The 25123-nt window shown below is 53.9% G+C and carries 32 protein-coding genes; 24 read left to right on the forward strand and 8 right to left on the reverse strand.

Features of this window, described 5'->3' with window-relative positions; all coding sequences use genetic code 11:
- Positions 1 to 519 precede the first annotated feature (519 nt).
- Positions 520 to 690 carry a hypothetical protein gene (locus tag EJE49_RS14045; RefSeq protein WP_189941551.1) on the reverse strand — a complete coding sequence of 57 codons (171 nt, stop codon included), beginning with the start codon at positions 688 to 690 and terminating at the stop codon, positions 520 to 522.
- A gap of 104 nt (positions 691 to 794) precedes the next feature.
- Between EJE49_RS14045 and EJE49_RS00005 the strand changes: the two genes are divergently transcribed.
- The 5 genes from EJE49_RS00005 (at position 795) to EJE49_RS00025 (ending at position 3746) form a co-directional block, all read left to right on the forward strand.
- Positions 795 to 1568 (forward strand): nuclease-related domain-containing protein, encoded by a 774-nt coding sequence (locus tag EJE49_RS00005; RefSeq protein ID WP_124948363.1) that lies wholly within the window; start codon positions 795 to 797, stop codon positions 1566 to 1568.
- A 634-nt stretch (positions 1569 to 2202) separates the two neighbouring features.
- A complete protein-coding gene (locus tag EJE49_RS00010) occupies positions 2203 to 2496 on the forward strand; it encodes a BrnT family toxin (protein ID WP_124948364.1) in 294 nt (97 codons plus the stop codon).
- Positions 2483 to 2797, forward strand: coding sequence for a hypothetical protein (locus EJE49_RS00015; protein WP_124948365.1), 315 nt, complete (start codon positions 2483 to 2485; stop codon positions 2795 to 2797). The genes EJE49_RS00010 and EJE49_RS00015 overlap by 14 nt, the downstream gene beginning before the upstream one ends.
- A 352-nt stretch (positions 2798 to 3149) precedes the next feature.
- Entirely contained in the window at positions 3150 to 3416 is a 267-nt protein-coding gene (gene dhiT, locus EJE49_RS00020; RefSeq protein WP_124948366.1) for a type II toxin-antitoxin system toxin DhiT, read from the forward strand.
- Positions 3417 to 3425: 9 nt separating this feature from the next.
- On the forward strand, positions 3426 to 3746 hold the full coding sequence (locus tag EJE49_RS00025) for a DUF2442 domain-containing protein (protein WP_124948367.1): 321 nt from the start codon (positions 3426 to 3428) through the stop codon (positions 3744 to 3746).
- Positions 3747 to 3749: 3 nt separating this feature from the next.
- Here the strand turns inward: EJE49_RS00025 and EJE49_RS00030 are convergent, their stop codons facing one another.
- Together EJE49_RS00030 and EJE49_RS00035 are read right to left on the reverse strand one after the other, a co-directional pair.
- Positions 3750 to 4376, reverse strand: a complete 627-nt coding sequence (locus EJE49_RS00030; protein ID WP_223246659.1) for a DUF1109 domain-containing protein — start codon at positions 4374 to 4376, stop codon at positions 3750 to 3752.
- A gap of 8 nt (positions 4377 to 4384) precedes the next feature.
- A complete protein-coding gene (locus EJE49_RS00035; protein WP_223246660.1) occupies positions 4385 to 5002 on the reverse strand; it encodes an RNA polymerase sigma factor in 618 nt (205 codons plus the stop codon).
- A 120-nt stretch (positions 5003 to 5122) separates the two neighbouring features.
- On the opposite strand from EJE49_RS00035, the gene msrA reads away from it, so the two are divergent.
- The 8 genes from msrA to EJE49_RS00075 all read left to right on the forward strand — a co-directional run bounded on the left by msrA (position 5123) and on the right by EJE49_RS00075 (position 10989).
- Entirely contained in the window at positions 5123 to 5797 is a 675-nt protein-coding gene (msrA, locus tag EJE49_RS00040) for a peptide-methionine (S)-S-oxide reductase MsrA (protein ID WP_189941553.1), read from the forward strand.
- Entirely contained in the window at positions 5794 to 6387 is a 594-nt protein-coding gene (locus tag EJE49_RS00045; protein WP_124948370.1) for a cytochrome b/b6 domain-containing protein, read from the forward strand. The genes msrA and EJE49_RS00045 overlap by 4 nt, the downstream gene beginning before the upstream one ends.
- A gap of 10 nt (positions 6388 to 6397) precedes the next feature.
- Positions 6398 to 7171, forward strand: a complete 774-nt coding sequence (locus EJE49_RS00050) for a molybdopterin-dependent oxidoreductase (RefSeq protein WP_124948371.1) — start codon at positions 6398 to 6400, stop codon at positions 7169 to 7171.
- 63 nt (positions 7172 to 7234) lie between these two features.
- On the forward strand, positions 7235 to 7486 hold the full coding sequence (locus tag EJE49_RS00055) for a pentapeptide MXKDX repeat protein (protein ID WP_124948372.1): 252 nt from the start codon (positions 7235 to 7237) through the stop codon (positions 7484 to 7486).
- An 81-nt stretch (positions 7487 to 7567) separates the two neighbouring features.
- Positions 7568 to 7867, forward strand: a complete 300-nt coding sequence (locus tag EJE49_RS00060) for an HvfA family oxazolone/thioamide-modified RiPP metallophore (RefSeq protein WP_124948373.1) — start codon at positions 7568 to 7570, stop codon at positions 7865 to 7867.
- Positions 7868 to 7873: 6 nt separating this feature from the next.
- A complete protein-coding gene (locus tag EJE49_RS00065) occupies positions 7874 to 8707 on the forward strand; it encodes an HvfB family MNIO-type RiPP peptide maturase (RefSeq protein ID WP_124948374.1) in 834 nt (277 codons plus the stop codon).
- Positions 8697 to 9479, forward strand: a complete 783-nt coding sequence (locus EJE49_RS00070; RefSeq protein ID WP_124948375.1) for an HvfC family RiPP maturation protein — start codon at positions 8697 to 8699, stop codon at positions 9477 to 9479. The genes EJE49_RS00065 and EJE49_RS00070 overlap by 11 nt, the downstream gene beginning before the upstream one ends.
- Positions 9480 to 9534: 55 nt before the next feature.
- Positions 9535 to 10989, forward strand: a complete 1455-nt coding sequence (locus EJE49_RS00075; protein WP_124948376.1) for an EAL and HDOD domain-containing protein — start codon at positions 9535 to 9537, stop codon at positions 10987 to 10989.
- 9 nt (positions 10990 to 10998) lie between these two features.
- On the opposite strand, the gene EJE49_RS00080 is transcribed toward EJE49_RS00075, so the two are convergent.
- Positions 10999 to 11478 (reverse strand): hypothetical protein, encoded by a 480-nt coding sequence (locus tag EJE49_RS00080; RefSeq protein ID WP_124948377.1) that lies wholly within the window; start codon positions 11476 to 11478, stop codon positions 10999 to 11001.
- A gap of 17 nt (positions 11479 to 11495) precedes the next feature.
- Here EJE49_RS00080 and metX point away from each other — a divergent pair, with 17 nt between their 5' ends.
- The 6 genes from metX to EJE49_RS00110 are packed head-to-tail and all read left to right on the forward strand — an operon-like array spanning position 11496 to position 16650.
- Positions 11496 to 12638: a homoserine O-succinyltransferase MetX gene (gene metX / locus EJE49_RS00085; RefSeq protein ID WP_124948378.1), complete on the forward strand. Its 1143-nt coding sequence runs from the start codon at positions 11496 to 11498 to the stop codon at positions 12636 to 12638.
- A complete protein-coding gene (gene metW / locus EJE49_RS00090; RefSeq protein WP_124948379.1) occupies positions 12638 to 13219 on the forward strand; it encodes a methionine biosynthesis protein MetW in 582 nt (193 codons plus the stop codon). The genes metX and metW overlap by 1 nt, the downstream gene beginning before the upstream one ends.
- Positions 13220 to 13230: 11 nt before the next feature.
- Positions 13231 to 14346, forward strand: coding sequence for an MlaE family ABC transporter permease (locus EJE49_RS00095; protein WP_124948380.1), 1116 nt, complete (start codon positions 13231 to 13233; stop codon positions 14344 to 14346).
- A gap of 1 nt (position 14347) precedes the next feature.
- A complete protein-coding gene (locus EJE49_RS00100; RefSeq protein WP_124948381.1) occupies positions 14348 to 15112 on the forward strand; it encodes an ABC transporter ATP-binding protein in 765 nt (254 codons plus the stop codon).
- Positions 15102 to 16040 (forward strand): MlaD family protein, encoded by a 939-nt coding sequence (locus EJE49_RS00105; RefSeq protein ID WP_124948382.1) that lies wholly within the window; start codon positions 15102 to 15104, stop codon positions 16038 to 16040. The genes EJE49_RS00100 and EJE49_RS00105 overlap by 11 nt, the downstream gene beginning before the upstream one ends.
- A 1-nt stretch (position 16041) precedes the next feature.
- A complete protein-coding gene (locus EJE49_RS00110; RefSeq protein WP_124948383.1) occupies positions 16042 to 16650 on the forward strand; it encodes an ABC-type transport auxiliary lipoprotein family protein in 609 nt (202 codons plus the stop codon).
- Here the strand turns inward: EJE49_RS00110 and htpX are convergent, their stop codons facing one another.
- From htpX to def, 3 genes are read right to left on the reverse strand one after another with little or no spacing between them, the layout of a single operon-like run.
- Entirely contained in the window at positions 16651 to 17499 is an 849-nt protein-coding gene (gene htpX / locus EJE49_RS00115) for a zinc metalloprotease HtpX (protein WP_124948384.1), read from the reverse strand. It lies immediately after the preceding gene.
- 28 nt (positions 17500 to 17527) lie between these two features.
- Positions 17528 to 18469: a methionyl-tRNA formyltransferase gene (fmt, locus tag EJE49_RS00120; RefSeq protein WP_124948385.1), complete on the reverse strand. Its 942-nt coding sequence runs from the start codon at positions 18467 to 18469 to the stop codon at positions 17528 to 17530.
- A gap of 9 nt (positions 18470 to 18478) precedes the next feature.
- Positions 18479 to 18982, reverse strand: a complete 504-nt coding sequence (def, locus tag EJE49_RS00125) for a peptide deformylase (protein ID WP_124948386.1) — start codon at positions 18980 to 18982, stop codon at positions 18479 to 18481.
- A 109-nt stretch (positions 18983 to 19091) separates the two neighbouring features.
- Here def and EJE49_RS00130 point away from each other — a divergent pair, with 109 nt between their 5' ends.
- The 5 genes from EJE49_RS00130 (at position 19092) to EJE49_RS00150 (ending at position 24783) form a co-directional block, all read left to right on the forward strand.
- Positions 19092 to 20099, forward strand: coding sequence for a LysM peptidoglycan-binding domain-containing protein (locus tag EJE49_RS00130; protein WP_124948387.1), 1008 nt, complete (start codon positions 19092 to 19094; stop codon positions 20097 to 20099).
- On the forward strand, positions 20083 to 21177 hold the full coding sequence (gene dprA, locus EJE49_RS00135; RefSeq protein ID WP_223246661.1) for a DNA-processing protein DprA: 1095 nt from the start codon (positions 20083 to 20085) through the stop codon (positions 21175 to 21177). The genes EJE49_RS00130 and dprA overlap by 17 nt, the downstream gene beginning before the upstream one ends.
- Before the next feature lie 10 nt (positions 21178 to 21187).
- Complete coding sequence (locus tag EJE49_RS00140) at positions 21188 to 21649, forward strand: Smg family protein (RefSeq protein WP_124948388.1); 462 nt, start codon at positions 21188 to 21190, stop codon at positions 21647 to 21649.
- A gap of 14 nt (positions 21650 to 21663) precedes the next feature.
- Complete coding sequence (topA, locus tag EJE49_RS00145) at positions 21664 to 24258, forward strand: type I DNA topoisomerase (RefSeq protein WP_124948389.1); 2595 nt, start codon at positions 21664 to 21666, stop codon at positions 24256 to 24258.
- A gap of 201 nt (positions 24259 to 24459) precedes the next feature.
- Positions 24460 to 24783, forward strand: coding sequence for a hypothetical protein (locus EJE49_RS00150; RefSeq protein WP_189941555.1), 324 nt, complete (start codon positions 24460 to 24462; stop codon positions 24781 to 24783).
- 55 nt (positions 24784 to 24838) lie between these two features.
- Here EJE49_RS00150 and EJE49_RS00155 read toward each other — a convergent pair whose 3' ends face one another.
- Positions 24839 to 25027, reverse strand: a complete 189-nt coding sequence (locus tag EJE49_RS00155; protein ID WP_124948390.1) for a hypothetical protein — start codon at positions 25025 to 25027, stop codon at positions 24839 to 24841.
- Between the last annotated feature and the right edge of the window lie 96 nt (positions 25028 to 25123).

Consider the following 25123-nt stretch of genomic DNA (forward strand, 5'->3'; position numbering starts at 1 on the left):
TGCTTGCGCTCGATAGTTTTGCCATACTGGTCAACACCATGAATCTGAAAAATAGTTTTTGCCAAATCAATGCCTATTGTCGTAATCTTCATTTCGGATGCCCCTTTCCATGTTTAGTGTTTGTTTAAGCACAACCACTACTTTGGCACTTGGATGCCGTATTGGGAAGTGGGCGTCCATTCCATTACGTTAGGCAGTTACCATGATGCAGATTCCTGACAGCATATTCATTGCAGTAGTTGGTGCATTTGTTGCCATCATTCTTCTCGTCGTTTTCGCCAAAAACAAATCCAAGTGAACAACGGCAAGGCCGCGTCCTTTATCGAGCGGCCCATCAAACGTACGATTCGAATGTGCAGGTTGCTCACAACAGTTCACGCATACCAAGAGGACTGTGGCCGCTTGGGAAAAGGGAACCCGACGTTTCTTTTGTAACACATGCCACAAGAAGTGGCGCGACTCACACCCCCCGCAAGAATCTCAAGCAGTCAGACCCGCTTATTCTCACGATCAAACACTTCAGCCACCGGTGGTTTCTTCAAGCAGGAATTCAACCTCCACGGGAGGGTTTGCACAACCGAATACACGAACCAGTAATTTCCCGCGTGAGTCACGTAGCGGTTGCTTGGGCGTTGCAGTTCTTTTTGTCGTGTTGCCCGTTATCTTATTTGTTGCAATAATGCCTAACATGGCAATCACCCCCGGCACAGGCATCTCGGCGCCGAGGTCCGCACTTCGTAGTTGCGGCCTCCCTAAACCGGCGGTCAGGGCCGCTCTACTTCGTTAGGTAACCTATGCACACTACATCCATTCTGCAACCTATCTTTAATCAATTGTGGTGGCTACTACCCCTGCTTATTGCAGCGGGAATCGCGAAAACTCCTTGGTTCAAAGGGTTCTTTGGCGAGTTGCTTGTCCGACTATCGGCAAGGTTCCTGCTCGATCCTAATGAGTACCGAGCAATACACAACGTAACGCTCAAAACACCGGACGGAACGACGCAAATCGATCACGTATTCGTATCACGGTTTGGTGTATTCGTTGTTGAAACAAAAAACTACAGCGGCTGGATATTTGGAGATGAAAATCAAGCCATGTGGACACAGAAGCTCTTCAGAACAAATAACAAATTTCAAAATCCACTTCGCCAGAACTTCAAGCACATCAAGGCGCTTGAGTCCTTGACCAACCGCCCTTTAGAAACATTTCACTCCGTCATAGTCTTCGTAGGTGGTAGCGAATTCAAAACAAAAATGCCACCGAGTGTGACCTACGCTGGCGGATACATTTCATACATCAAGTCAAAAACCAACCCTATTCTTTCCGCCTCCGAGGTTGAAGCAGTGTACTCGGCAATCAGCACAGAGCGCATGGCTCCATCGCTCGCGACCAATCGTGAGCATGTAACAAATGTCCAGCATCGCTTGGATCCGGACGCTCCAAGGTCATGCCCGAAGTGCGGAGCCGAAATGGTTCTGCGTACTGTAAAGAACGGCGATAAGGCTGGTAGCAAATTTTGGGGGTGCTCGGCGTTTCCGAAGTGTCGCACTATCCAAAATATTACCTAAGCATTCGAACGGGACGCGAATGGCATGGGATCGGTTCTAACATTCCAACATAATCCGCAAACTATCTGCTTAAACTAAGCTTCAGCCTGAATATGTAACGAGTCACCAACTGTAGCAGGCCAGGATTGCCCGGATAGGTAATTTGATTTTGAATTTTGCTTCTAAAATCCCCTCTCCTCCGCCGAGTAGCGCAGTCGAGCCGGGGGCAGTCGGCGAGGACTGTCTGAGGCCGCAGGCCGAGTTCCGCAGCCGCCCGGCTTGACGAGCAACGCAGGGTACCCCGCAGGGGCGGCGGAACGGGGTGCCGTTCTCTTTGGTTACTTTCTCTTGGGCAAGCAAGAGAAAGTGACTTGCCGCCGGGCAACCCCCGGCCTGCCATGCCAATATTGGCAATATCTCAACCAATTGTTTCCCGTGAAACAATCCACCTCACCACTTCAACAACATCTTCCCCACCAACGCCACCACAATCAGTGGCAAGCAAAGTAACAGAGGCATGGAGTCGGTTCTAACGTTCCAACAAAATGGTAGTCTTTAGCCATCGGAGCAATATTAGCCGATACTGCTCTGGGAGACCGAGATTTCCCTATTTAATGGTGGTGACAAAAGGCACACAATTTTCTATACTGAACGCATGAAACCTTTTCGCTGGAGCCATGAAAAAAACGAGCAACTGAAAGCCGAGCGTGATATTTCTTTTGAAGAAATCGTGCTAGTGATTGAATCCGATGGCCTGTTGGATTTACTACAACATCCCAATCCGGACAAGTACCCGAACCAGTTGGTTTTTGTCATTGCGCTTAATGGTTACGCCTATCTGGTTCCATTCGTTGAAGAGGAAAATTATTTTTTTCTGAAGACCATCATCCCTAGCCGCAAGGCTACTCGGGACTATTTGAATCAAGGTGAACAAGATGCAAAAACATGATGCTTTCGAAGAGGATATCCTCGCCGCCTACGAAAAGGGCGAGCTTAAATCCATTGCGCCGTCAAAAGCGCAACTCAGCAAATTTCGGGAGGCCGCTCAAGCCACATTTATCAAGGATCGTCGTGTAAATATCCGCCTTTCCTCTCCTGATCTGATGGATATCCAGGCTCGCGCATTGGAAGAAGGTATTCCCTATCAAACACTGATTGCCAGCGTGCTGCACAAATTCGTCTCGGGTCGACTGATTGAGAAACCTTCTCGCCTGACCCCACGCACCCCCCGAAAACGGACAGCCGGTTAGCCCGTATCCCTTAGGATGGGTAGCGCATAGCGAAACCCATCAATTGCCTAATTGAGTGTATGGGGGTCGGTTCTAACATTCCAACATAATCTGCACGAACTATTGAAATTAAGCCAAAAACTGACACAAAAATATAATATCGACTCTAGCTATGCAGCAATTCTCCAGCTATGGCAGACCGGGGTTGCCCGGCCTGCCATGCCAACAAAGCCACCACACTTAGGCAAATCCTGCTGCCTCAGCAGCTTGGCCTTGATATCCGTTACAGTTCACGGCATGATGTGATTATGAATATACGGTTGTTTCAACCGTTTGTAGCAATATCAGGCTGTGCAATGTTCAGGAGTTTGTCATGCCCATCATTTCCATGTTTTACGGGATTATCATTCGCCTGTATCTGCTTGACAATAAGCATCATCACTTGCCGCATATCCACGCTAAATATGCAGAGTTTGAGGCTTCCATAGGCATTGACGATGGCGAGATTTTATCGGGCGAGTTGCCCCGTAAACAACTACGGCTGGTGCAGGCGTGGATCGAGCTGCACCGCGATGAATTGATGGCCGACTGGGAACTTGCGGTTAGCGGCGAGAATCCATACAAAATTGATCCATTGTGAGGTAATGCCATGTACTGGGATGTCAAAACGGTTAAACCATTGCCGGATTATCGTATCCATGTGGAGATCGAGGATGGCCGCAAGGGGATTTTCGACCTGAAGCCATATCTGGATCACGGCGTTTTTCGTGAGTTACGCGATGTGCATTATTTCAATCAGGTGGGCATCCTGTTCGGCGCGGTCACCTGGCCGCACGAGCAGGACATTGCACCAGAGACTCTGATTACGGAAATGATTGCCGATGCTACCGGCCTCCTGCCGGAAATTATGCCTGCGCGGAATGAACCTGACACACCGCCGGCATCAGCCTATTCAATCCGTGAGCCTTGATACTCACCACTTCAGCAACACCTTCCCCAGCCACACCCCCAGCAGCGCCACACCTATCATCGGTACATAATGCCACTCGATCACGTGCAGGATGGAGTTGGTCTGCTCTGACAATCTAAGCGTGATGGCACCGATACTGAATGCGGCAAGCATGACTACCATGCCGGCTGAACGACGATGGGTGCTGGCGAGCCGGCGCATGCTGTAGAACATCCACGCAGCAGGAAGCAGGGCGAGCACGGCAATAGTAAGCGAGCACTCAAAGCTGTGTACCGGCGGCGGGGCTGGGGGATTGTCAGCCTGCCAGGCGAGGATGATCACGCCGATAAACAGCACGAACATGGCGATGGGTGCCAGCACCAGGCGACGATGCTGATACATGTCAGGGTAGGCGAGCAGGGTGGCGCTGAGCGCGGTGGTGGCAACGATTGCGATCAGCATAACGATCTCGGCAACGAACAGACCGCTATGCAGCTCTGCCAGCAGATCCGGGCGCACGCCGAGGACAAGCAGCGACAGCGCGATGTATGCGACCGCGACGCCCATCCACTTCAGCCACAGCAACTGCGGGCTGGGCGCTGACGGTAGCTGGCCGGCATCCGCTACCAGACTGGCTATGTGTTTTTCCATTGCATCCATTATCGTGTCAGTTTCTCTCTTAATATCTTGTACGCTCGGTATGCAGCGACTTTCACTGCTGATTCCTTCATGCCTATTTTCTCCGCGACTTCCTTGGCGGTATAACCGTCCTGATGCATCAGGTCCAGTATCTCCGCCTGTTTTTTCGGCAGCTGCCTGACCTCTCCACTAATAGATTCGTAAGTAAAGTCGGAATAGGTTACAGGCTCGCGCAAATTATCTTCGATTTCGGATAATTCGGTGGCATGCCTGAGCTTATCCGCATAGTAGCTGCGCAGATAATCCTGCAGGCGAAAATGGGTAATGGCGAACACCCACGGCTTGTATGGGCGCTTGCCGTCATAGGTGTGGCGGGCTTTGTGGATGGAAACCAGAATTTCCTGCAGCAGGTCATCAACGTCGCTGGCGGCACTGAGGCGCTTGGCCAGATAGGGGTGGAGGAAGCGCGCAGTTTCCCGCAGCAGCTCGGCATAGGCGTGCTTATCACCGGCCTGCGCCTGCTGCATCAATTGTTCCAAAGCTGCGGGTTTTTTTGTCACGCTGATCTCTACCGTGTCGTCCTGTTCAAGCTGCGCACATTCTACTCGAATCTGACTGTTCACTGAATTCATGCGCATATTTCTCTGCCAGCTAATTATTTTGAAAAATTTTTCAGCCGTTTGTAACCTTTTTTGCGCTTGCCGCGAATCAATGAGCAACCCGGTTACTTAACCGTCAGCCATGAAAAGGACATCATCATGTTTCAGCGTCACTCGCACCCTCTGCTGCATAAATTCGCCATACTTGGCTGCGCTGCATTGCTGCTGAGCGGGTCAGCCATGGCGGACGGCCAATTGCGCAGCCTGCCGGACCCGCTGCAAGATCTGACCAGCAGCACCGGACAACAAACAGCCGTGCTGGCCGGTGGTTGTTTCTGGGGTATTGATGCCGTATTCAAACACGTCAAGGGCGTCACCAGCACCACCTCCGGTTATGCCGGAGGCCAAGCCAACAGCGCCAGCTACTATCAGGTCAGCCGCGGCACCACTGGGCATGCCGAAGCTGTGCGCGTGGTGTTTGACCCTAAACAGATCAGTTACGGGCAACTGCTCAAAATCTATTTCTCGGTGGCGCACAACCCTACCGAACTCAACTACCAGGGCCCGGATCACGGCACGCAGTATCGTTCAGCCATTTTTTACAGCAATGACGCCCAGCGCCAGGTGGCGCAAGCCTACATCAAACAATTGCAGAGCATGAAGTTGTATCCGGCTCCGATCGTGACCCAGGTGGCTGCCCTGGCGGCGTTTTACCCGGCCGAAGACTACCATCAGAATTATCTGGCGCTGCATCCTGACCAGCCCTATATCGTTGCTAACGACTTGCCCAAGCTGGAACATCTGCGCCAGGAGTTTCCCGGAGTCTATCAATGAATCAAGGGCAAATTATCCATCCGTTGTGGCTGCGCCTGAGCCACTGGATCAATGCACTGGCGGTGGTGATCATGGTGATGAGCGGCTGGAAAATCTACAACGCATCGCCGATTTTCGATTTCCGCTTTGCTGACGACATCACCCTCGGCGGCTGGCTGGGTGGCGCACTGCTGTGGCATTTTTTTGCCATGTGGATACTGCTCGGCAACGGCCTGCTGTATCTGGGGCTGAATCTGGCGACCAGCCGCTTCCAACGCAAGCTGTTACCGATTTCACCCAAGGGGCTACTGCATGATATGCACTCGGCCATCAAAGGTCGGCTCGCCCATGCCGATCTCAGCCAATACAACCAGCCGCAGAAACTGGCGTATCTGTTCATTATCCTCGACACCATCGTGCTGGTGCTGTCCGGGCTGGCGATATGGAAATCGGTACAGTTCCCGCTGCTGCGCGAGCTGATGGGCGGCTACGACACCGCGCGCATCGTGCATTTTGTGGCGATGTCGGCCCTGGTGGCTGTGGTGGCTGTGCATGTGCTCATGGTGGCGTTAATTCCGCGTACCTTGTTATTGATGATCCGCGGTCGCTAAGGGAACTGATATGTTCAAACCGAAAAAAATCCAGTTGCTCGACGAAGCTGCCGTGGCGCAAGCCGCGCTGCAAGCCCTGCCGCAACCTTCCCGCCGTTTGTTCCTACAACGTGGCCTGACTTTGGGCGGGCTGTCACTGCTGAGCGGATGTGCGCTCACCGACGAGGACGCCGTTGAGCAGGCGCTGCTGCGCGTATCGACATTCAATGACAAGGTGCAAGCCTGGTTATTCGACCCCAGAAAGTTGGCACCCACTTACCCGGAATCGATGATTACCCGGCCGTTCCCGTTTAATGCATTTTATGGCATTGAAGCTGTGCCCCGCGTCGATGGCGACAGCTACCGGCTGGAACTCAGCGGCATGATCGCGGATAAGCGCCCTTGGAGTCTGGCGCAATTGCAGCAACTGCCGCAAGCCAGTCAGGTAACGCGCCATGTGTGCGTGGAAGGCTGGAGTGCCATCGGCAAATGGGGCGGCGTACCGTTCGCCACCTTCCTCAAGCACATCGGCGCTGACCTGTCGGCCAAGTACGTCGGCTTCCAATGCGCGGACGATTATTACACCAGCATCGATATGCCCACGGCGCTGCACCCGCAGACACAGCTTGCGCTTACTTACGATGGTCAGACCTTGCCGCGGCAGTATGGTTATCCGATGAAATTACGCATTCCGACCAAGCTGGGCTATAAAAACCCCAAGCACATCACCGCTATTTATGTAACCAACGTCAACCCAGGCGGCTACTGGGAAGATCAGGGTTACAACTGGTTCGGGGGCTGCTGAGCAATCAGCACCCTGATTTACGGCAATTTCGCCGCTTTTATTGTTACTATGGAGAAGATTAACATGCGTAAATTATTTGCTACCCTGATTGCAGCCGGTTTTGTATTTGCAGGCAGCCACGCTGTCGCCGACGACATGATGAAGCATGACAGCATGGCCAAACCGGCCATGGCGAAAGACGAGATGAAAAAAGACGCGATGGCGCATGACGACATGATGGCGAAAAAGCCGCAGGCCCATAAAGCGATGAAACATGACATGGAAAAAGGCAGCATGAGTAAAGACAGCATGAATAAAGATCATATGGCAAAATAACAGCACTACAGGTTCGCAATTGGCGCGCTGATTGCGAACCGAAAACCGGATACCCGACTTTTTTGATTTTTGGAGCTAACGATGAACACCAAATCCACACTTGGCCTGACCCTGGGCTCTGCTTTTATCGCCACTGTAGCCATCAGCCCTGTCGCCCATGCCGCACAGAATCCTTTCGCCATGCAGAAGCTGGACAAAGGCTACATGGTCGCCGAAGCTGCCACCCCTAAAGACAGCAAAGCCATGGAAATGAACTGCGGCGCATCCATGAAGGGCAAAGAAGCCAAATGCGGGGCGACCAAGACCGCTCCTAAAGCTGCCGAGGCTAAATGTGGTGCTAACAAAAAACCCGTGGAAGGCAAATGCGGCGCCGCTAAATAAGCCGCCATGCACAATCCGCACCTGACCGGCGCGGGGCTGGGGTTACGCCGCGAATTTTTTAACGAGCTGCTCACCCAGCTCCCCGCCAGCGTCGATTTTTATGAAATCGCTCCGGAAAACTGGATGGACTTGGGCGGCAAGACCGGGCGCAATTTGCGCATGTTGACCGAACGTGTGCCGTTCGTATGCCACGGCCTGTCGCTGTCGCTGGGCGGGCCGGCGCCATTGGATGAAGCATTTTTGCGGCGCGTCAAATCCTTTCTGACAACCCACGATATCGCTCTGTATACCGAGCATTTATCCTATTGCAGCGACGATGGGCACTTGTATGATTTACTGCCCATCCCGTTTACCGCCGAGGCAGTCAGCTATGTGGCGGCACGCATCCGTCGCACTCAGGATATTCTGGAACGCCGCATTGCCATCGAGAACGCATCCTATTATGTGGCCGCGCCGATAGCCGACATGGACGAACTGAGTTTTATTCAGGCCGTGCTCACCGAGGCGGACTGCGACCTGCAACTGGATGTGAATAACGTGTACGTGAACAGCGTGAACCACAACTATGATCCGGCCGCCTTTATCCGCCAGTTGCCGGCAGAGCGTGTGGTGTACACGCACACGGCCGGACATTATCAGCAAGCCCCCGATCTTATTATCGATACACACGGCGCGGATATCATCCAGCCGGTATGGGATCTGCTCGATACCGCGTATCAGCATTGCGGCGTAGTGCCGACCTTGCTGGAACGCGACTTCAATCTCCCGCCTCTGGCGGAATTGGTAAGCGAAGTTGAACGCATTGCCAGTTATCAGCAACGGTATGGCCATGCCCGCTAAGCTGCCACCAGAACTGGCCACCTGGCAGCACTACCAGCTCGAGTTTACTCGTCATATCCGCGACCCTGCACAACATGCCAGGCCACGCGGCGTGGATCGGCGCGGCATGCAAACCTACAGTGCGCTTTTATTCAATAATATTGAAGCCGTTGTGAGCGCCTGCTTCCCGGTGTTATCAGGGCTGCTCGGCAAGCGCAAATGGCAACGCCTGCTGCGCGCATTTTTTGCCACACATCGCTGCAGCACGCCCTTTTTCCGTCAGGTACCGGACGAGTTTTTGCAGTTCCTGCAACAGGAATGGCCGGCCGATCCCGCTTATCCGGATTTCATGCTGGAGCTGGCGCATTACGAGTGGGTTGAGCTGGCACTGTCCACTTCCTGCCTCGATCAGCACATAGCCGACTATTTGCCCTATGGCGATTTGCTGGATGCGATACCGGTGCTTAACCCGGTCATGGCAAATCTGGCCTACCGCTATCCGGTGCATGAGATCAGCCGCAAATACCAGCCAGCATCCGCGCCAAATCAGGCAGTACATTTGCTGGTATACCGCGATGCGAATGATGACATACATTTCAGCCTGCAAAATGCCGTTAGCGCCCGCCTGATCGAGCTACTCGCCCCGGCGCAACTGACTGGCCGCGCGGCGCTGCATCAACTGGCGGTCGAACTCTGCCATGCGGATCCGGATGCGCTGCTGGCCTTCGGCCACGACCTGCTCAGACAACTGCACACACAGGGCTGCATTCTGGGCAGCCGCATGATAGCCTGAGCACCATTCCCTATCTGCTACCTGCGATGTATGATGTAAACATCGTGGGGGGCATATGTTTGATAAGTATTTCAAATTTCTGAAAAGCAAGGATGTTGAACCGGTTGCCGAGAAGCCGCCTGTACCGGTTCCAGCACCGCCGTCGATAGACCAGCTGGTCCCGCTTATCAAGCCCAGAGCAGCCGCAGCAGCCGATCAGCCTCTCAGCATCAACACCCAGGACGTAGCGCAGGACCAGGTCGTCACTGATGCCCTGGATATCGCCACGCATGGTGAGCGCAACAACAGCATCGAAATGCTCAAGCGTTTTCTGGGACGCCAGCCTGTACTCAACTCTTCGCAACATATCATCGGCTACGAATTCAGCCTCAGGAACAACATTGATACAGCGTTAACGCCGACCATACAGCAAATGCGTGATGAGATGCTGGTAGCCAGCATGATCGATCTGGACATTAAACCCATACTCGGCAACAAAATGGCATTTATCAGCATGGCACCACCCATGTTGAGCAGTGACTGGCTGGCCATGCTGCCCGGTCAAAATATGGTACTCGCCATCGATAGCACGCAAATTACGGACTTACCTGCGACCATCGCACAGTGTCAGGCACGTATTGCCGAAGGCTTCAGCATTGCGCTGGACAATCCGGTGAATGCCACGGAATTAGCGCCGCTGTTAAGTTTGGCCAAGTACGTACGCTTTGAGGTGCACCAGTTCAATGCCTTCGAATTAAGCAAACACGTCATCGCCGCGCTCAAACTGTCCAGTGCGATGCTGGTAGCAACGCAAGTGGAAACTGAAGACGATTTCAATGCCTGTCTGGCCATGTCATTTAACTGTTTTCAGGGTTACTACTTTACCCAGCGCCAGCCGAACGCTCCGCATCGCATCGACAATAACCGGGTGCGCGTGATCGAATTGCTCAATATGGTCATTGCTCAGGCTGAAATCCCGGCACTGGAAACCGTACTCAAACGCGATGCGGTTTTGTCGTACAAATTGCTTTCTTTCATCAACTCTGCCGCCAATGGTCTCTCCCGCAAACTCGACTCGATCTCGCAAGCGCTGATTCTGCTCGGCTACAACCAGTTTTACCGCTGGCTGACGCTGCTGCTGTTTAACAGCAGTTCGCAGGACGCACGTAGCCAGATACTGCTGCAGAATGCCCTGATCCGCGCTCGTCTGGCTGAAACCCTGGGCAAGGATCAACTCTCCGCGGCAGATCGCGACGGCCTGTTTATCGCCGGCATATTCTCGCTGCTGGATGCGCTGCTCAATCTGCCGATGGAACAGGCGGTTGCAAAATTAAACCTGTCTGACAATCTCACTCAGGCATTGCTGCACAACCAGGGCGTTTACGCGCCCTATCTGCAACTGGCTATCGCCTGCGAAAAAGGCAACCAGAGCCAGATCAATGCGCTGGCAGCCAGTGCCAACCTAAGTGTGGACGCGGTCAATCTGGCCCACGTCAAAGCGCTGATCTGGGCGGAAGAATTCGCCAGTTAACCGTAGCCGTCAGAACGTATCTTCCGTCCCGGCCCAGGTTGCATTCAGATTCACCGCATTATCAGCCACAGACATGCCACGGCTAGCGATAAAGCTCCTGCCCGCGGCGCTCAGCTTCAAGTGATAGCTATCGGGAAACTCGGTCAGCATCCAGTAGATCTCCGACGGATGGACCGGCATTTCATTGCGCACCAGATGCCGCACAAGTAAGTGCCCACCCTCTACCTTAACCAGCAATGGCATAGGTAGCTTGTGCGGCAACAGATGCTGGTGCACCACCCATTCGATGGGGGTAGGGCGACGCCCCGGCAAGCGCCGGGCATCAATACGAAAATGCGCGCCACCGCCAGCCTCTTTCACCAGTTCGCTGACCCAGCCTATGCTCAGGCCATCATGCACAATAATTGTCTTGCCGGTGAAGCGCGCTAAAAAGCGTTCGCGTAATACTGTAGGATTGGGGCGGAATACCGCTATAATCTTATTTATCATGCTCAAAGTTAATATCCATGCAGCCAGGTTCAACTAACAATTCATCGGTCGGGGTGGTAACACCGCAAACTGCGCATTTCGCTACGCCGCTTACGCTGAAGAGCGGGGCGGTGCTGCCTTGCTACGACCTCGTTTACGAGACGTACGGCACACTGAATGCCGATAAGAGTAACGCTATTCTGGTATGTCACGCGCTATCTGGCAACCATCACGTTGCGGGTATCTACGCCCCCGGCGATAAAAAACCCGGCTGGTGGGACAACATGATAGGCCCGGACAAGCCGGTGGACACCAATCGCTATTTTGTCATCGGCGTCAACAATCTGGGTGGCTGCCATGGCTCTACTGGCCCGGCCTCAATCAATCCGGCGACTGGCCAGGCGTTCGGTTCATCTTTTCCGCTGGTCACGGTAGAGGACTGGGTCACCTCGCAGGCACGTCTGGCCGACCTGTTAGGCATAGAGAAATTTGCCGCGATCATGGGCGGCTCGCTCGGTGGCATGCAGGTGCTGCACTGGAGTATCAGCCTGCCGGAACGGGTACGCAACTGTCTGGTCATTGCTTCAGCACCCAAACTCACGGCACAGAATATTGCGTTCAATGATGTGGCGCGACAGGCGATCCTGACCGACCCCGATTTCCACGGCGGAGACTTTTACGCTCACAACACTTATCCGCGCCGCGGATTGCGGCTGGCGCGCATGCTTGGGCATATTACTTATTTGTCCGATGATGTGATGGGCAGCAAGTTCGGCCGCATTCTGCGCGAAGGCAGCTTCAACTACGGCTACGATGTCGAGTTTGAGATCGAATCCTATTTGCGCTATCAGGGCGACAAATTTGCCGACTCATTCGACGCCAATACCTATTTACTGATGACCAAGGCGCTGGATTACTTCGATCCCACCCATCAACACCCTGAAGCCGGCTTGTCTGCGGCACTCAAACCCGCACAGGCGGATTTTCTGGTGGTATCGTTTACGACCGACTGGCGCTTTGCCCCGGAGCGCTCGCGCGAAATCGTCAAGGCCTTGCTGGATAACGACCGTAATGTCAGCTATGCCGAAATTGTCTCCGGACACGGCCATGATGCATTTCTGATGCCTGACGAGCACTATCACGCCTTGGTTCGCGCTTATATGGAAAGGGTGACGACTTAATGCGCCAGGATTTTCAACTTATTGCCAACTGGGTCAAGCCCGGTGCCAAGGTGCTGGATCTGGGCTGTGGTGACGGCAATTTACTAAAATACCTGCAAACTACGCGTCAGGCGCGCGGTTATGGCGTAGAGCTGGCCGACAACAATGTGCTGGCCTGTGTGCAGAACGGTATCAATGTCATCCAGCGCGATCTGGAAGCAGGGCTGGCGGAATTCGCCTCGAACAGTTTCGACTATGTGGTGCTGTCGCAGACCCTGCAGGCCATGCACCATACCGAAGCCATACTGCGCGAGATGCTAAGGGTGGCTCACGAAGGCATCGTCACCTTCCCCAATTTCGGCTACTGGAAAAACCGCATGCAGGTGTTGCGCGGCCACATGCCGGTATCGGCGGACATACCGTATCAATGGTATAACACACCAAATGTGCACCTGTGTACCATGCATGATTTCGAAGCGCTATGCGACAAACTCAATATCCATATCCGCGAGCGCATCGTGATGACTGGCGGCAAACGCGTCAGTTTCTTGCGCAATCTCACGGGCAGCCTCGCCGTATACCGCTTTGAGCGCAAAGGTTAAGGACTAGCACCATGTCTGCGCCAGCCATCCAACCGGAATCGCAAGGTAACAAGCTGTATTTACATGCTACTGGCGACTGGCGTTTGACTCAGTTGGATGCGCAGCCACCGCAACTTGCAAAAACGCCACAAGCCGAGACTACCTGCCTGGATGGCGCCGGCATCACCAGCCTGGACACCAGCGGCGCACTGACGCTGTTAAATCTGCTCTCTGCTCAGCAGATTCCGCTGGATAGTCTGGTGCTGGCCAACTTCTCCCCGCAACACCAGACCATCTTCGAACTGGTGCGCCAGCACTTTAGCGCCAGTCAGCAGCAGCAACCTGCCTCCCACCATCGTTTACTGGTACGACTGGGGAGCAGCGCCAGCCTGACATGGAAGCATCTGGCGGGCATGGTCAATTTCATCGGCATCCTGACTGCCGAAGTCGCCAACCTGATCCGGCATCCACAAAATTTCCGCAGTAAAGAACTGGCGAATCAGCTCGAAATCATTTTCGTCTACGCCATTCCGCTGGCATTCAGCATGATGTTTTTACTAGGCCTGGTATTCGCCTATCTGTTAGGCATACAGGCCGAGCAGTACGGTGCCAATATCTTTGTCGTGGATGGCTCGGCTCTGGCCATATGCCGGGAACTGGCGCCGGTCATTGTCGCCATACTGGTGGCGGGCCGATCTGGCGCCGCCATCACCGCGCAGATCGGCACGATGAAGGTGTACGAAGAGATCGATGCCATCAGGGTACTGGGTCTATCGCCGTATGCAGTTCTGGTGCTGCCGCGCATCATGGCTCTGCTGATCGCGCTGCCATTGCTGGTTTTTGTCGGAGACATTGCCGGCCTGTTCGGCAGCATGGTAATTGCTGATCAGCAACTAAGCGTTACGCCTATCACCTTTATCAACCGTCTGGATCAGGTGCTGGCTACCAAAACCGTCGTTATCGGTCTGGTCAAAGCCCCGGTATTCGCTGTGTTTATCGGCATCATCGCCAGCTATATGGGTTTCACCGTGGCGCGCGATGCGCGCAGCATCGGCTTCAACACCACCTCGACCGTAGTGCAGAGCATCGTCGCCGTCATCCTGCTCAATGCGATTTTCGCCATTATTCTGGTGAAGCTGAATCTTTAACATGGCGGACATACTCATTCAGGTTGATCAGGTAGTGACCCGCTTCGGTAGCAATACCGTGCATGATGGTGTCAGCCTGCAAGTGGCACGCGGTGAAGTGGTTGCCGTCATCGGCGGCAGCGGCACCGGAAAATCCGTGTTGCTACGCGAAATTATCGGCCTGCTGCGCCCGAACAGCGGGCAGATCCGGTTATTTGATGAAGATGTTTTAACGGCCAGCGAAATACAGATGCAAGGCCTGCGCCAGCGTTTCGGCATGCTGTTTCAGGACGGCGCGCTGTTTTCCTCGCTCAATGTCGAACAGAATGTCGCCACACCGCTGCTGGAGCACACGAATTTACCCAAGCCAGTATGTTTACAGCTCGCCCGGCTGAAGCTGGCGATGGTGGGCTTACCCAGCTCTGCCGCCACCAAGATGCCCAGCGAGCTTTCCGGCGGAATGCGTAAACGCGCTGCGCTGGCACGGGCATTAGCACTTGATCCGGAATTATTATGTCTGGATGAGCCAACTTCCGGGCTGGACCCAATCTCGGCACGCGAATTTGACCACCTGATCCGCACGCTGGCCGATAATCTGGGCCTGACCATATTGCTGATCACCCATGACCTGAATACCTTGTTATCCATTATCGATCGCGCCGTAGTGCTGGCAGGCGGCAAGGTATTAGGCTCGGGCAGTGTCGCAGAGATTCGCCAAATAAACGACCCCTGGCTGCAGGATTACTTCTCTTCTGCGCCCAATCTGGAGACAACACATGGAAACTGAAGCGCGCTACACGCTGGTCGGTGGCATCGTATTACTGGTCGCACTGTTGCTCACCGCCAGCCTGGTATGGGTAATGGGCGGAGCAGATCGCGTCGCTTACCGTCACTACACGATTTATTTCCACAATCAATCCATGGACGGCCTGGACATCAACAGCGCGGTCAAACTGCGCGGGGTCAAGGTCGGCGTGGTCACCGACTATACCTTTGTTGCCGGTAACAAAGAGGCCGTGCGCGTCAACATCAAGCTCGATGAAGCCACCCCCATCCATACCAACAGCCTGGCCTACATCAAACGCAATATCGTCACCGGTCTGGCCACAGTCGAAATCAGCAATCCCGATGCCACCAGTCCATTACTGACCGTAATACCCGATCAAGAGCAGTATCCAGTCATCGCCGAGGGCAGCTCCGATCTGGACAAAGTCACCACGGATCTCTCGAATATGGCGGAAAATGGCGCCCAGCTGCTGACCAAGATGAATAGCCTGCTGTCGGATGACAACCGCCTTGCGGTCAGCACCACTTTGCATAATCTGCAAACAATCACCAGCGAATTAGTAGCGAACAAACAACGCGTCGAACACGCCGTGCAAAGTTTCGAAGATGCTTCGGATGCCGTCAAGCTGAGTGCCAACAACTTCAAGCAAACCACTTCGCATCTGGACGACAATATCCAGAAACTCAGCGACAATGCCAACAACACGCTAACTCAAGCCACTGCGGCATTAAGCGATCTGCAACAGCAGTCGGTAATTATCTCCAAGCAGCTGCAGATGCTGACCAACACGGCCAATTACCAGCTTAACCAGATCAGCCGCGATGTCCACGACAGCACCAACACCATCACCGCTACCGGGCAACGCCTGGCGAATCCGCGCGAGCTGATTTTTGGTGCCGGCAAATCAGAACCTGCGCCCGGAGAATAAAATGATCAATAAACTGTTAATTGCACTCTGCATCAGCCTGTTAAGTGGCTGCATCAACCTTGGCGACAATCCCAAAGCCTTGCCCAGCATGATTTATGTATTGGCCGATGCGCATACAGTTCAACCCGGCACGGCTCCAGTCATAGCGCATACGCTGCTGGTCGAAGACACCCATGCCAGCGTTTATGATGATAACGAGGCTCTGGTATTCAGCCGCGCGCCCAACACCCGTGCGCGCTACAAATTCGCCAGATGGAGTGAGCGCCCCAGCACACGGTTAAGTGGATTATTGTTTAGCCGTATGGCTGACGCCAAACTGTATGCCGGCGTAGTTGCTGTTGGCAGCGATGTCATCGCCGATCGGCGTCTGGCTACGGAATTGCTGGCGTTCTACCATGACGCCACAAGCAACCCCGGCCATGTCCATGTCACGCTGCGTGCCGAGTTATTCGACATCCCGCATCATCGCCTTATTGCGCGCCGTTTATTCGAACAGGATGTTCCAGTCGCCAGCTATGACGCAGCAGGAGCTGCGGCAGCGTTCAATATTGCCACGCAGGCGCTGCTCAACGACATCAGCGCATGGTTAAGCGCAACTGATCACGCATAATCAGCCGCGCATGGCCAACAATTTCGCTACGCGTTCCGCAGTGGCCGGGTGAGTACGAAATAAACCCTGTACGCCTTCCGCGGTGAGCGGGTTGATAATCATCATTTGCGCCGTTTCCGGATGCAACTCGGCAGTGTGCATAGGCACGCCATGAGCATAGGCTTCGATCTTGCGTAATGCGTCAGCCAGCGCCACCGGATCACCCGAAATTTCGGCACCACCCGCATCTGCACCGAATTCACGTGAACGCGAAATCGCCATCTGGATGAGCATGGCTGCCAGCGGCGCAACTATCATGATCAGAATGGCAACGACAGGGTTCACATTACGCTCGTCGTTATTGTGACCGCCACCAAACAGCATGCCAAACTGCGCAATGGCGGAAATAGCACCGGCAACCGTGGCCGACATGGTGGAAATCAGGATATCGCGATGTTTGACGTGCGCCAGCTCATGCGCCATCACCCCGCGCAGTTCACGCGGGCTTAATATGCGGATTATCCCGGTGGTGGCTGCAACCGCAGCATGTTCCGGGTTGCGGCCGGTAGCGAAGGCGTTGGGCTGGGGTTCATCAATAATATACACCTTGGGCATGGGCAGACCGGCGCGTTGCGCGAGTTCGGCGACCATGCCATAAAACTCGGGTGCGCTACTCGCATCCACCTGCTGAGCATTGTACATTTTCAGCACGGCTTTATCCGAGAACCAGTACGCGTAGACATTCATCGCGCCGGCAAACAGCAGCGCAATCATCATTCCGCTTTTGCCACCCAGCAGCATGCCGACTGTGGCAAACAGCACCACGATACCGGCCATCAGGATAGTTGTCTTAAACCAGTTTTCCAGCATTGCTAAATCTCCCAAAAATCACGAGTGATCAATTAGATGGGGGAGTTTCACAAAAATTCAATCCCGCCACAAACGCATGCCCGGCCAGAAATTGCGCTGCATTCTGGCGTTTACCGCCCGCCATTTGCAATTCAGTAATCTGCAATGCATCCTGTCCACAGGCGACCACAATGCCGTCCGCATTAGCCGCCAGCACAGTGCCGGGCTGACCAGAGCCTGCCTGCACCTGCGCTTGCCAGACTTTAATCGGCTTGCCCTGCCACAACATAAATGCACCGGGTGCCGGATTGAATGCGCGGATGTTACGTGCCAGTTGTTGTGCGCTCAGGCTGAAATCAAGCTCGGCTTCGGCTTTAGTGATTTTGGCCGCATACGTCACCCCCGCATCAGGCTGCGGTTGCGGGGTCAAGCTACCCGTGCTGGCTGCAATCAGGGCGGCCACGACCATCTCGCCACCCAGTGGCGCCAGTTTGTCATGCAGACTGCCGGTAGTGTCATGCTCTGCTATGGGTAGCGCCTGACGCAGCAACATCGCACCCGTATCCAGACCCGCATCCATTTGCATGATGGTGATGCCGGTTTCACTGTCACCGCTCTGAATAGCACGATGGATAGGTGCGGCACCCCGCCAGCGCGGCAACAGCGAAGCATGGATGTTGAGGCAGCCAAAACGCGGCATATCCAGCACCGCTTGCGGCAGAATCAGGCCGTATGCCGCCACCACCATGACCTCCGCACCCAATGCAGACAATTCCGCCTGTATCTCGGCGGATTTAAGGGTCTCGGGTTGCAGCACGGGCAATCCCAGTCGCAACGCTTCCTGCTTGACTGCGCTCGGGGTCAGTTTCATACCGCGCCCGGACGGGCGATCCGGCTGGGTCAGTACGGCTACAATAGTGTGCCCGGCATCATGCAGGGCAGTGAGGGCAACGCGGGCGAATTCCGGCGTGCCGGCAAAAATTATGCGCATAAATTTATTTTACATGGTTTCCAGAACGCGTTTCTTCAGCTTGTTCTTGATCCGGCTCTGCTTCAGCGTCGACAGGTACTGAACAAACACTTTGCCCAGCAGGTGATCCATCTCGTGCTGCACGCACACCGCCATCAGCCCTTCAGCCTCCAGCGTAAACGATTTGCCATCCGCATCCAGCGCCTGCACTGTAACGCGCTCGGCACGGGTTACCTTGTCGTAGATACCGGGCACAGACAGACAGCCTTCCTCATGGATGGCCATGCCGTCAGCACTCACTATGACCGGGTTGATAAACACCCGCAAATCGTTGTGCTCTTCCGAGGTATCGATCACCACTACTTGCAAATGCGTATCCACCTGCGTTGCCGCCAAACCTATGCCGGGCGCGGCGTACATGGTTTCGGCCATATCGGCAACCAGTTTGCGGATACGATCATCAACAGTCTCAACTGGTTTAGCGACTGTATATAAACGTGGATCAGGGTAACGAAGTATAGATAATTTGGCCATTTAACTTGCCTACACAAGTGATTACATGCAGAATTTAAATAAAATATCGGATATTATACGGTGATTGATACAATAGTAACTAAATCATAAATCGGTACGAGGGGGCTCAATGCGTAAATTTACTATCTCTTTATTATTGGCTAGTTTGATGAGCTTATCAAGCTACGCCGATGAATTGCGTTTGCAAGACAATGCGCCAACTCGTTATACCGTCGTCAAAGGCGATACCTTATGGGACATTTCCGGCAGGTTTCTGAAAGACCCATGGAAATGGCCGCAAATCTGGGGCATGAATAAAGCCGAAATCAAAAACCCGCACTGGATTTACCCGGGCGATGTCGTGGTACTGGATACCAGCGGCGCTACCCCCAGACTGTCTCTGGTTAAATCTAACAGCGGCCACACCGTCAAGCTCTCACCCAAAGTACGCGGTACCGTCATTGATGATGCGGGCATTCTGCCTATCCCGGCCTCCGCGATCAACGCCTTTATCAACCAGCCTTTTGTCATGGAGAAGGGTGCCCTGGATAACGCACCGCGTATTTTAAGCGCTGAAGAAGATCGCATGGTACTCGGTGGCGGTGATCAGGCCTTTGCTACCAGTGACGGCAGCAAAACCACTAACTGGAAAATTCTTCGTCCCGGCAAAGCGCTGATCGATCCGGATACTAAGGAAGTATTGGGCTACGAAGTCGAATATCTGGGTGAAGCACGCACTATCGTTGAGGGCAACCCACAACGCATCTTAATTACTGCGGCATCGCAGGAAATCGAAGCCAAGGACAGACTCAAATCTGCCGATGAAACTTACTCATTCCGCTATGTACCACACGCTCCCAGCGGCGTTATCAATGGCAAAGTCATTTCCGCTTATGGCGGCCTGGCTGAAGCCGGACAATACACGACTATCGTTATCAATAAAGGTCAGCGTGACGGCCTGGAAGAAGGCAACGTCTTGGCCGTTTACAAAAATGGCGGCAAAGTGGATGGCGTTACTCTGCCCGATACCCGTTCCGGCCTGATCATGGTGTACCGTGTCTTTGAAAAAGTCTCCTACGCACTGGTGATGCAGACTAACCGTCCGGTTAACTTGCTGGACTTTGTACGTAATCCATAACACACCATTGCATCCTGATGAACGTAACGCCTGGCTCGGGCTTGCTCTCACGTCCGGGCTGAGCGGCAAGTCCTACCGTGCATTGCTCACGGCACTGGGCGGACCGGAACAGATTTACGCTGCTACGGTCAGTACGCTCAAGCTGCATGTTCCCGTTGCGGTTGCACAGCAGATCAGCCAAGGCATAGACCTGAGCCGTATTACCCCCACCCTGGATTGGCTGGACAACCCCGACAATCATCTTATTACCCTGGCCGATGCAGATTACCCGCAACGCCTGCTTGAAATCACCGATCCGCCACCTCTGCTGTATGTCAAAGGCCATCGCGAATTATTAAATCAGCCTGGCCTGGCCATCGTCGGCAGTCGCAATACCACCCCGCAAGGAGCATTGAATGCGGAAAATTTTGCGCACAGTCTGGCAAATGCCGGGCTCACTATTGTCAGTGGGCTGGCATTAGGTGTGGATACGGCAGCACATAATGGCGCGCTAAAAGGTATGGCCAGCACCATCGCCGTGGTTGGTACCGGGCTGGATATTATTTACCCGGCGCGCAACAAAGCGCTGGCGCACCGGATTGTCGAGCAGGGCGCGATCATTTCCGAATTTCCGCTGAGCACGCCGTCGATTGCCAGCAACTTCCCGCGTCGCAACCGTATTATCAGCGGCATGAGTCTGGGCTGTCTGGTTGTCGAAGCTGCACTGCAAAGCGGCTCACTGATTACCGCACGCTTAGCCTCGGAACAGGGCAGGGAAGTATTTGCCATACCCGGCTCCATCCACTCTCCGGTAGCCCGCGGTTGCCACCATTTGATCAAGCAGGGCGCAAAACTGGTGGAATCTGCCCAGGACATACTGGATGAATTGCGCTGGCAGACACCCGCCACAGGACAACAAGCCGCAACCGCAGAAGATGACGCGCTATTAACGGCGATGGGCTTTGACCCTCTGCATCTGGACACCCTAATCGCACGCAGCGGGTTGACGGCAGAAACGCTTTCCGCCATGCTGTTGGAAAGAGAGTTAATGGGGCAAGTAGCAACTTTGCCCGGCGGCCTATACCAACGTATTGTTTAGTAAAGATATAATGTTTGAAATACTGATTTTTCTATTTGAAAACTACCCACAGATCGAGCTGGCTCCTGATCGGGATGCGCTTACGGTCAAGCTGCACGCGGCCGGATTTAACGGCCTGGAAATTGATCAGGCGCTGGACTGGTTTTCTGATCTGGGCACGCTGAATTCTGCCCAATACCCGGCCAGTTTGGCCGATCATCATGCGATCCGGGTTTATGCCGCACACGAACTGGAACGCTTTGACGCAGAGAGCCGTGGCTTTCTGCTGTTTCTGGAACACGCTGGTCTGCTCAATCCATTACAGCGCGAATGGATTATCGACCGCGTTCTGGCGCTGGATGAAGACGATGTCAGCCTGGAAAAAATCAAATGGATCGCCCTCATGGTGCTGTGGAGTCAAAACCCCAACCAGGATTATTTATTATTAGAAGACATGCTGTTTAATGACGGCACCGGTCTCTCCATTCACTAAGCCCCACACCATCCATGTCTGTACTTGTTATTGTAGAATCGCCCTCCAAGGCAAAAACCCTGAAAAAATACCTGGGCGCGGATTACGAAATCCTCGCCAGCTACGGCCACGTGCGTGATCTGGTCCCCAAAACCGGCGCCGTCGATACCGACCATGATTTTGCGATGAAATATCAACTGATCGAGCGCAACGAGCGCCACGTTGATGCCATCCTGCGTGCGGCAAAAAAAGCCGACCGCATCCTGCTCGCAACTGACCCGGATAGAGAAGGTGAAGCCATTGCCTGGCATTTATCGGAGATTTTGCTGGAAAAGAAGATAACCCCGAAAAAACCCATCGCCCGTATCGAGTTTCACGAGATCACCCAGAGTGCGATTCAGCACGCCGTAGACAACCCGCGTGAAATCGCGATGCCGCTGGTCGATGCGCAACAGGCACGACGTGCGCTCGACTACCTGGTCGGCTTCAATTTATCTCCGCTATTGTGGCGCAAAATCAGCCCCGGCTTGTCTGCAGGCCGCGTGCAAAGCCCTGCTTTACGTTTGATCGTCGAACGCGAACTGGAAATCGAGAAGTTCGTTGCCCGTGAATACTGGAGCATCCATCTCGACAGCCATAAAGCCAGCCAGACATTCTCTGCGCGTCTGGTTCAGTTTGCTGGCGAAAAAATGGAGCAATTCAGCGTCCCTACCGGCGAGGCGCAACAAAGCATACTCGACCAGTTAGCCGCACATAACAGCGGCACCGTTACGCGTGTAGAAAAGAAACGAAAATCACGCAACGCCGCAGCGCCGTTTACTACTTCAACCCTGCAACAGGAAGCCGTACGTAAACTGGGCATGACCACTGATCGCGCCATGCGTACTGCCCAGCAACTGTATGAAGGTATTGATACCGGCAGCGGTGCTGTCGGTTTGATCACCTATATGCGTACTGACTCGGTCAACCTGGCACGTGAAGCAATAGAGGACGTACGCAACTACATCCAGAATAATTTCGAACCGGACTATCTGCCCGCAGCACCTGTTTATTTCCGCAATAAATCGAAGAACGCGCAGGAAGCACACGAAGCCATCCGGCCTACGGCGATCACGCGCACACCGGACTCCGTACGCAAATTCCTCACCATCGATCAGGCACGCCTGTACGAAATGATCTGGAAACGCACGCTGGCATGCCAGATGAATCCTGCGCAATTCGATACCGTCAGTCTGGACATTGCTGTTGGCGGGCCGGCCAATCTGTTCCGCGCCACCGGCCAGACGCTGGTGTTCCCCGGCTTTATTGCCGTGTACCAGGAAAATCAGGACGATGCCGCCGAGGAAGACGATGCCAAGTTGCCTATCCTGGCCGAAGGCGAAACTATCCCGGTCGATAAATTATTTGGCGAACAGCATTTCACCCAGCCACCGCCGCGCTATACCGAGGCCAGCCTGGTTAAAACGCTGGAAGAGTACGGCATTGGCCGTCCATCCACCTACGCCAGCATCATCTCTACGCTGCAAGACCGCGAATACGTGATACTGGATAAAAAACGCTTTATGCCGACCCCGACCGGGCGGCTGGTCAATTGCTTCCTGACCACGCATTTCACGCATTACGTCGATTACGACTTCACCGCCAAGCTCGAAGACAAGCTGGATGACGTCTCTAACGGTGAGCTCAAATATCTGCCCTTGCTGCACGAATTCTGGGACGGCTTCTCCGGCACCCTGACCGCCAAGGCTGATGTGGAGCGCGGCTGTCCAATCGATGATGAAGTCTGCCCCAAGTGTGGCGGCAAACTGTTCCTGCAAGCCAGCAAACGCGGCCTGTTTATCGGCTGCTCCGCGTACCCGGTGTGCGACTACACCCGGCCACTGCATGGCGGTAACGAAGATGGCCCGGTGGTGCTGGGTAGCGACCCTGCCACGGGTGAAGATATCCTGTTGCTGAATGGACGCTACGGCTGGTATGTACAAGTCGGCGCAACGCCTGAAGACAAAAAAATCAAACCGCGACGTGCGTCATGGCCAAAAACGCTGCCTACCGAGACCGCCGATTTGCCAACCGCGTTAAGACTGCTGTCTTTGCCAAGAGAAGTGGGCACTCACCCGGACACCAATCTGCCCATCGTTGCCAATATTGGTCGTTTTGGTCCATATCTGCAGCACGACGGTAAATTCAAATCCGTGCCTAAAGAAGATGATGTTTACACCATCAACTTGCCACGCGCGCTGGAAGTGCTGTTAATGGAACGAGCTCCTCGTGGAGGCGCGCCTGCCGGCAAACCACTGGGCAACCACCCCGAGGACGGCAAACCGGTTACCTTGAATGAAGGCCGCTACGGCTGGTATGTCAAACACGGAGCCGTCAACGCGACCATTCCCAAAGATATGGAGCCTGAATCCGTAACGCTTGAGCTGGCCTTACCGCTCATCGCGGAGCGCGCCAGCAAAGGCAAACCGATACGCAAAAAGGCAGCGGCAAAACCTAAAGCGAAACCAGCCACTCCCGCAAAGAAAGCCACTGCGGCAAAAAAACCCGCGGCCGCCAAAAAAGCTCCAGCCAAGAAAGCCGCCGTAACAAAACCCGTCAAGAAGACCACCAAAGCCAAAGCTGAGGCTTAAAAGTCCAGATACACACCGCCGTTTACCCCCTTGTAACGGGGCAACGGCGGCATCGAGTTAACAAGCCAATTCTGCATAACGTACGCTAACGTACATAATGCCATCCTCATTTGACGTATTCTGGATGCAGGGTAACTATGTCCGGCATATTTGTCTGGCATATAAACCATTACTGCTCACCCCATGCAAGGATAGACACTCATGCACAATACGAATTTGAATGACCAGGTAACCAGCCTGTTAGGCCAAGAACGGACTTTACCAGCCGATCCGCAACAAGAAAGGGTCGTCATGTGGAAGGTATTCCGCGATGAAGCGAGCGCATTAACCTACGCCCATCACATTCTGCTTGAAGCAGATCAACAACTGGCAGGCGGCCAAGCCACTGACTCCATAGGTAAGTTTTACTGGCTAGGTGTGCAAGTCGCGGATCTGGCCGCGTGGGGAAATACTCAGGCTATCCAGTTAAACGACCCCTTTGACGCCGAGGATCCCAAAGGGCAGGGCCAGGGGTTTGGTAATTGATACACTTCGGCTATTTGTCAGCATAGCAGGTACATAACACCACCTAACACTGCGCTCACTCACTTGCCTGGGGCTGAATAACCCGATGCACAGGTGATTGAGCGGATTCAGGCAAAGCCGTCATTTCACGCACCTGATAATGTTCATCAATCACCCGCAAACCTTCATCTGTGGCATAACTGCTGGCACTGCTGATCAGCCCGAAACTCAACGCAGCCTTCGCCATAAAATCCTGCAACTTCATTATTACTTTTCCTTTATCTGAATTTAATTTGCCGCAAAAGTCGCCAATTTTTGCATGACCCTGCATTCTAGGCTGCAAATGTTGCAGAATAATGGC

This window comes from Sulfuriferula thiophila, assembly GCF_003864975.1.
Taxonomy (GTDB): Bacteria; Pseudomonadota; Gammaproteobacteria; order Burkholderiales; family Sulfuriferulaceae; genus Sulfuriferula; species Sulfuriferula thiophila.

Coding starts and splice junctions, on each gene's coding strand:
- EJE49_RS14045 (WP_189941551.1), bottom strand. CDS start 690: ATGTTAGGCATTATTGCAACAAATAAGATAACGGGCAACACGACAAAA.
- EJE49_RS00005 (WP_124948363.1), top strand. CDS start 795: ATGCACACTACATCCATTCTGCAACCTATCTTTAATCAATTGTGGTGG.
- EJE49_RS00010 (WP_124948364.1), top strand. CDS start 2,203: ATGAAACCTTTTCGCTGGAGCCATGAAAAAAACGAGCAACTGAAAGCC.
- EJE49_RS00015 (WP_124948365.1), top strand. CDS start 2,483: ATGCAAAAACATGATGCTTTCGAAGAGGATATCCTCGCCGCCTACGAA.
- dhiT (WP_124948366.1), top strand. CDS start 3,150: ATGCCCATCATTTCCATGTTTTACGGGATTATCATTCGCCTGTATCTG.
- EJE49_RS00025 (WP_124948367.1), top strand. CDS start 3,426: ATGTACTGGGATGTCAAAACGGTTAAACCATTGCCGGATTATCGTATC.
- EJE49_RS00030 (WP_223246659.1), bottom strand. CDS start 4,376: ATGGAAAAACACATAGCCAGTCTGGTAGCGGATGCCGGCCAGCTACCG.
- EJE49_RS00035 (WP_223246660.1), bottom strand. CDS start 5,002: ATGCGCATGAATTCAGTGAACAGTCAGATTCGAGTAGAATGTGCGCAG.
- msrA (WP_189941553.1), top strand. CDS start 5,123: ATGTTTCAGCGTCACTCGCACCCTCTGCTGCATAAATTCGCCATACTT.
- EJE49_RS00045 (WP_124948370.1), top strand. CDS start 5,794: ATGAATCAAGGGCAAATTATCCATCCGTTGTGGCTGCGCCTGAGCCAC.
- EJE49_RS00050 (WP_124948371.1), top strand. CDS start 6,398: ATGTTCAAACCGAAAAAAATCCAGTTGCTCGACGAAGCTGCCGTGGCG.
- EJE49_RS00055 (WP_124948372.1), top strand. CDS start 7,235: ATGCGTAAATTATTTGCTACCCTGATTGCAGCCGGTTTTGTATTTGCA.
- EJE49_RS00060 (WP_124948373.1), top strand. CDS start 7,568: ATGAACACCAAATCCACACTTGGCCTGACCCTGGGCTCTGCTTTTATC.
- EJE49_RS00065 (WP_124948374.1), top strand. CDS start 7,874: ATGCACAATCCGCACCTGACCGGCGCGGGGCTGGGGTTACGCCGCGAA.
- EJE49_RS00070 (WP_124948375.1), top strand. CDS start 8,697: ATGCCCGCTAAGCTGCCACCAGAACTGGCCACCTGGCAGCACTACCAG.
- EJE49_RS00075 (WP_124948376.1), top strand. CDS start 9,535: ATGTTTGATAAGTATTTCAAATTTCTGAAAAGCAAGGATGTTGAACCG.
- EJE49_RS00080 (WP_124948377.1), bottom strand. CDS start 11,478: ATGATAAATAAGATTATAGCGGTATTCCGCCCCAATCCTACAGTATTA.
- metX (WP_124948378.1), top strand. CDS start 11,496: ATGCAGCCAGGTTCAACTAACAATTCATCGGTCGGGGTGGTAACACCG.
- metW (WP_124948379.1), top strand. CDS start 12,638: ATGCGCCAGGATTTTCAACTTATTGCCAACTGGGTCAAGCCCGGTGCC.
- EJE49_RS00095 (WP_124948380.1), top strand. CDS start 13,231: ATGTCTGCGCCAGCCATCCAACCGGAATCGCAAGGTAACAAGCTGTAT.
- EJE49_RS00100 (WP_124948381.1), top strand. CDS start 14,348: ATGGCGGACATACTCATTCAGGTTGATCAGGTAGTGACCCGCTTCGGT.
- EJE49_RS00105 (WP_124948382.1), top strand. CDS start 15,102: ATGGAAACTGAAGCGCGCTACACGCTGGTCGGTGGCATCGTATTACTG.
- EJE49_RS00110 (WP_124948383.1), top strand. CDS start 16,042: ATGATCAATAAACTGTTAATTGCACTCTGCATCAGCCTGTTAAGTGGC.
- htpX (WP_124948384.1), bottom strand. CDS start 17,499: ATGCTGGAAAACTGGTTTAAGACAACTATCCTGATGGCCGGTATCGTG.
- fmt (WP_124948385.1), bottom strand. CDS start 18,469: ATGCGCATAATTTTTGCCGGCACGCCGGAATTCGCCCGCGTTGCCCTC.
- def (WP_124948386.1), bottom strand. CDS start 18,982: ATGGCCAAATTATCTATACTTCGTTACCCTGATCCACGTTTATATACA.
- EJE49_RS00130 (WP_124948387.1), top strand. CDS start 19,092: ATGCGTAAATTTACTATCTCTTTATTATTGGCTAGTTTGATGAGCTTA.
- EJE49_RS00140 (WP_124948388.1), top strand. CDS start 21,188: ATGTTTGAAATACTGATTTTTCTATTTGAAAACTACCCACAGATCGAG.
- topA (WP_124948389.1), top strand. CDS start 21,664: ATGTCTGTACTTGTTATTGTAGAATCGCCCTCCAAGGCAAAAACCCTG.
- EJE49_RS00150 (WP_189941555.1), top strand. CDS start 24,460: ATGCACAATACGAATTTGAATGACCAGGTAACCAGCCTGTTAGGCCAA.
- EJE49_RS00155 (WP_124948390.1), bottom strand. CDS start 25,027: ATGAAGTTGCAGGATTTTATGGCGAAGGCTGCGTTGAGTTTCGGGCTG.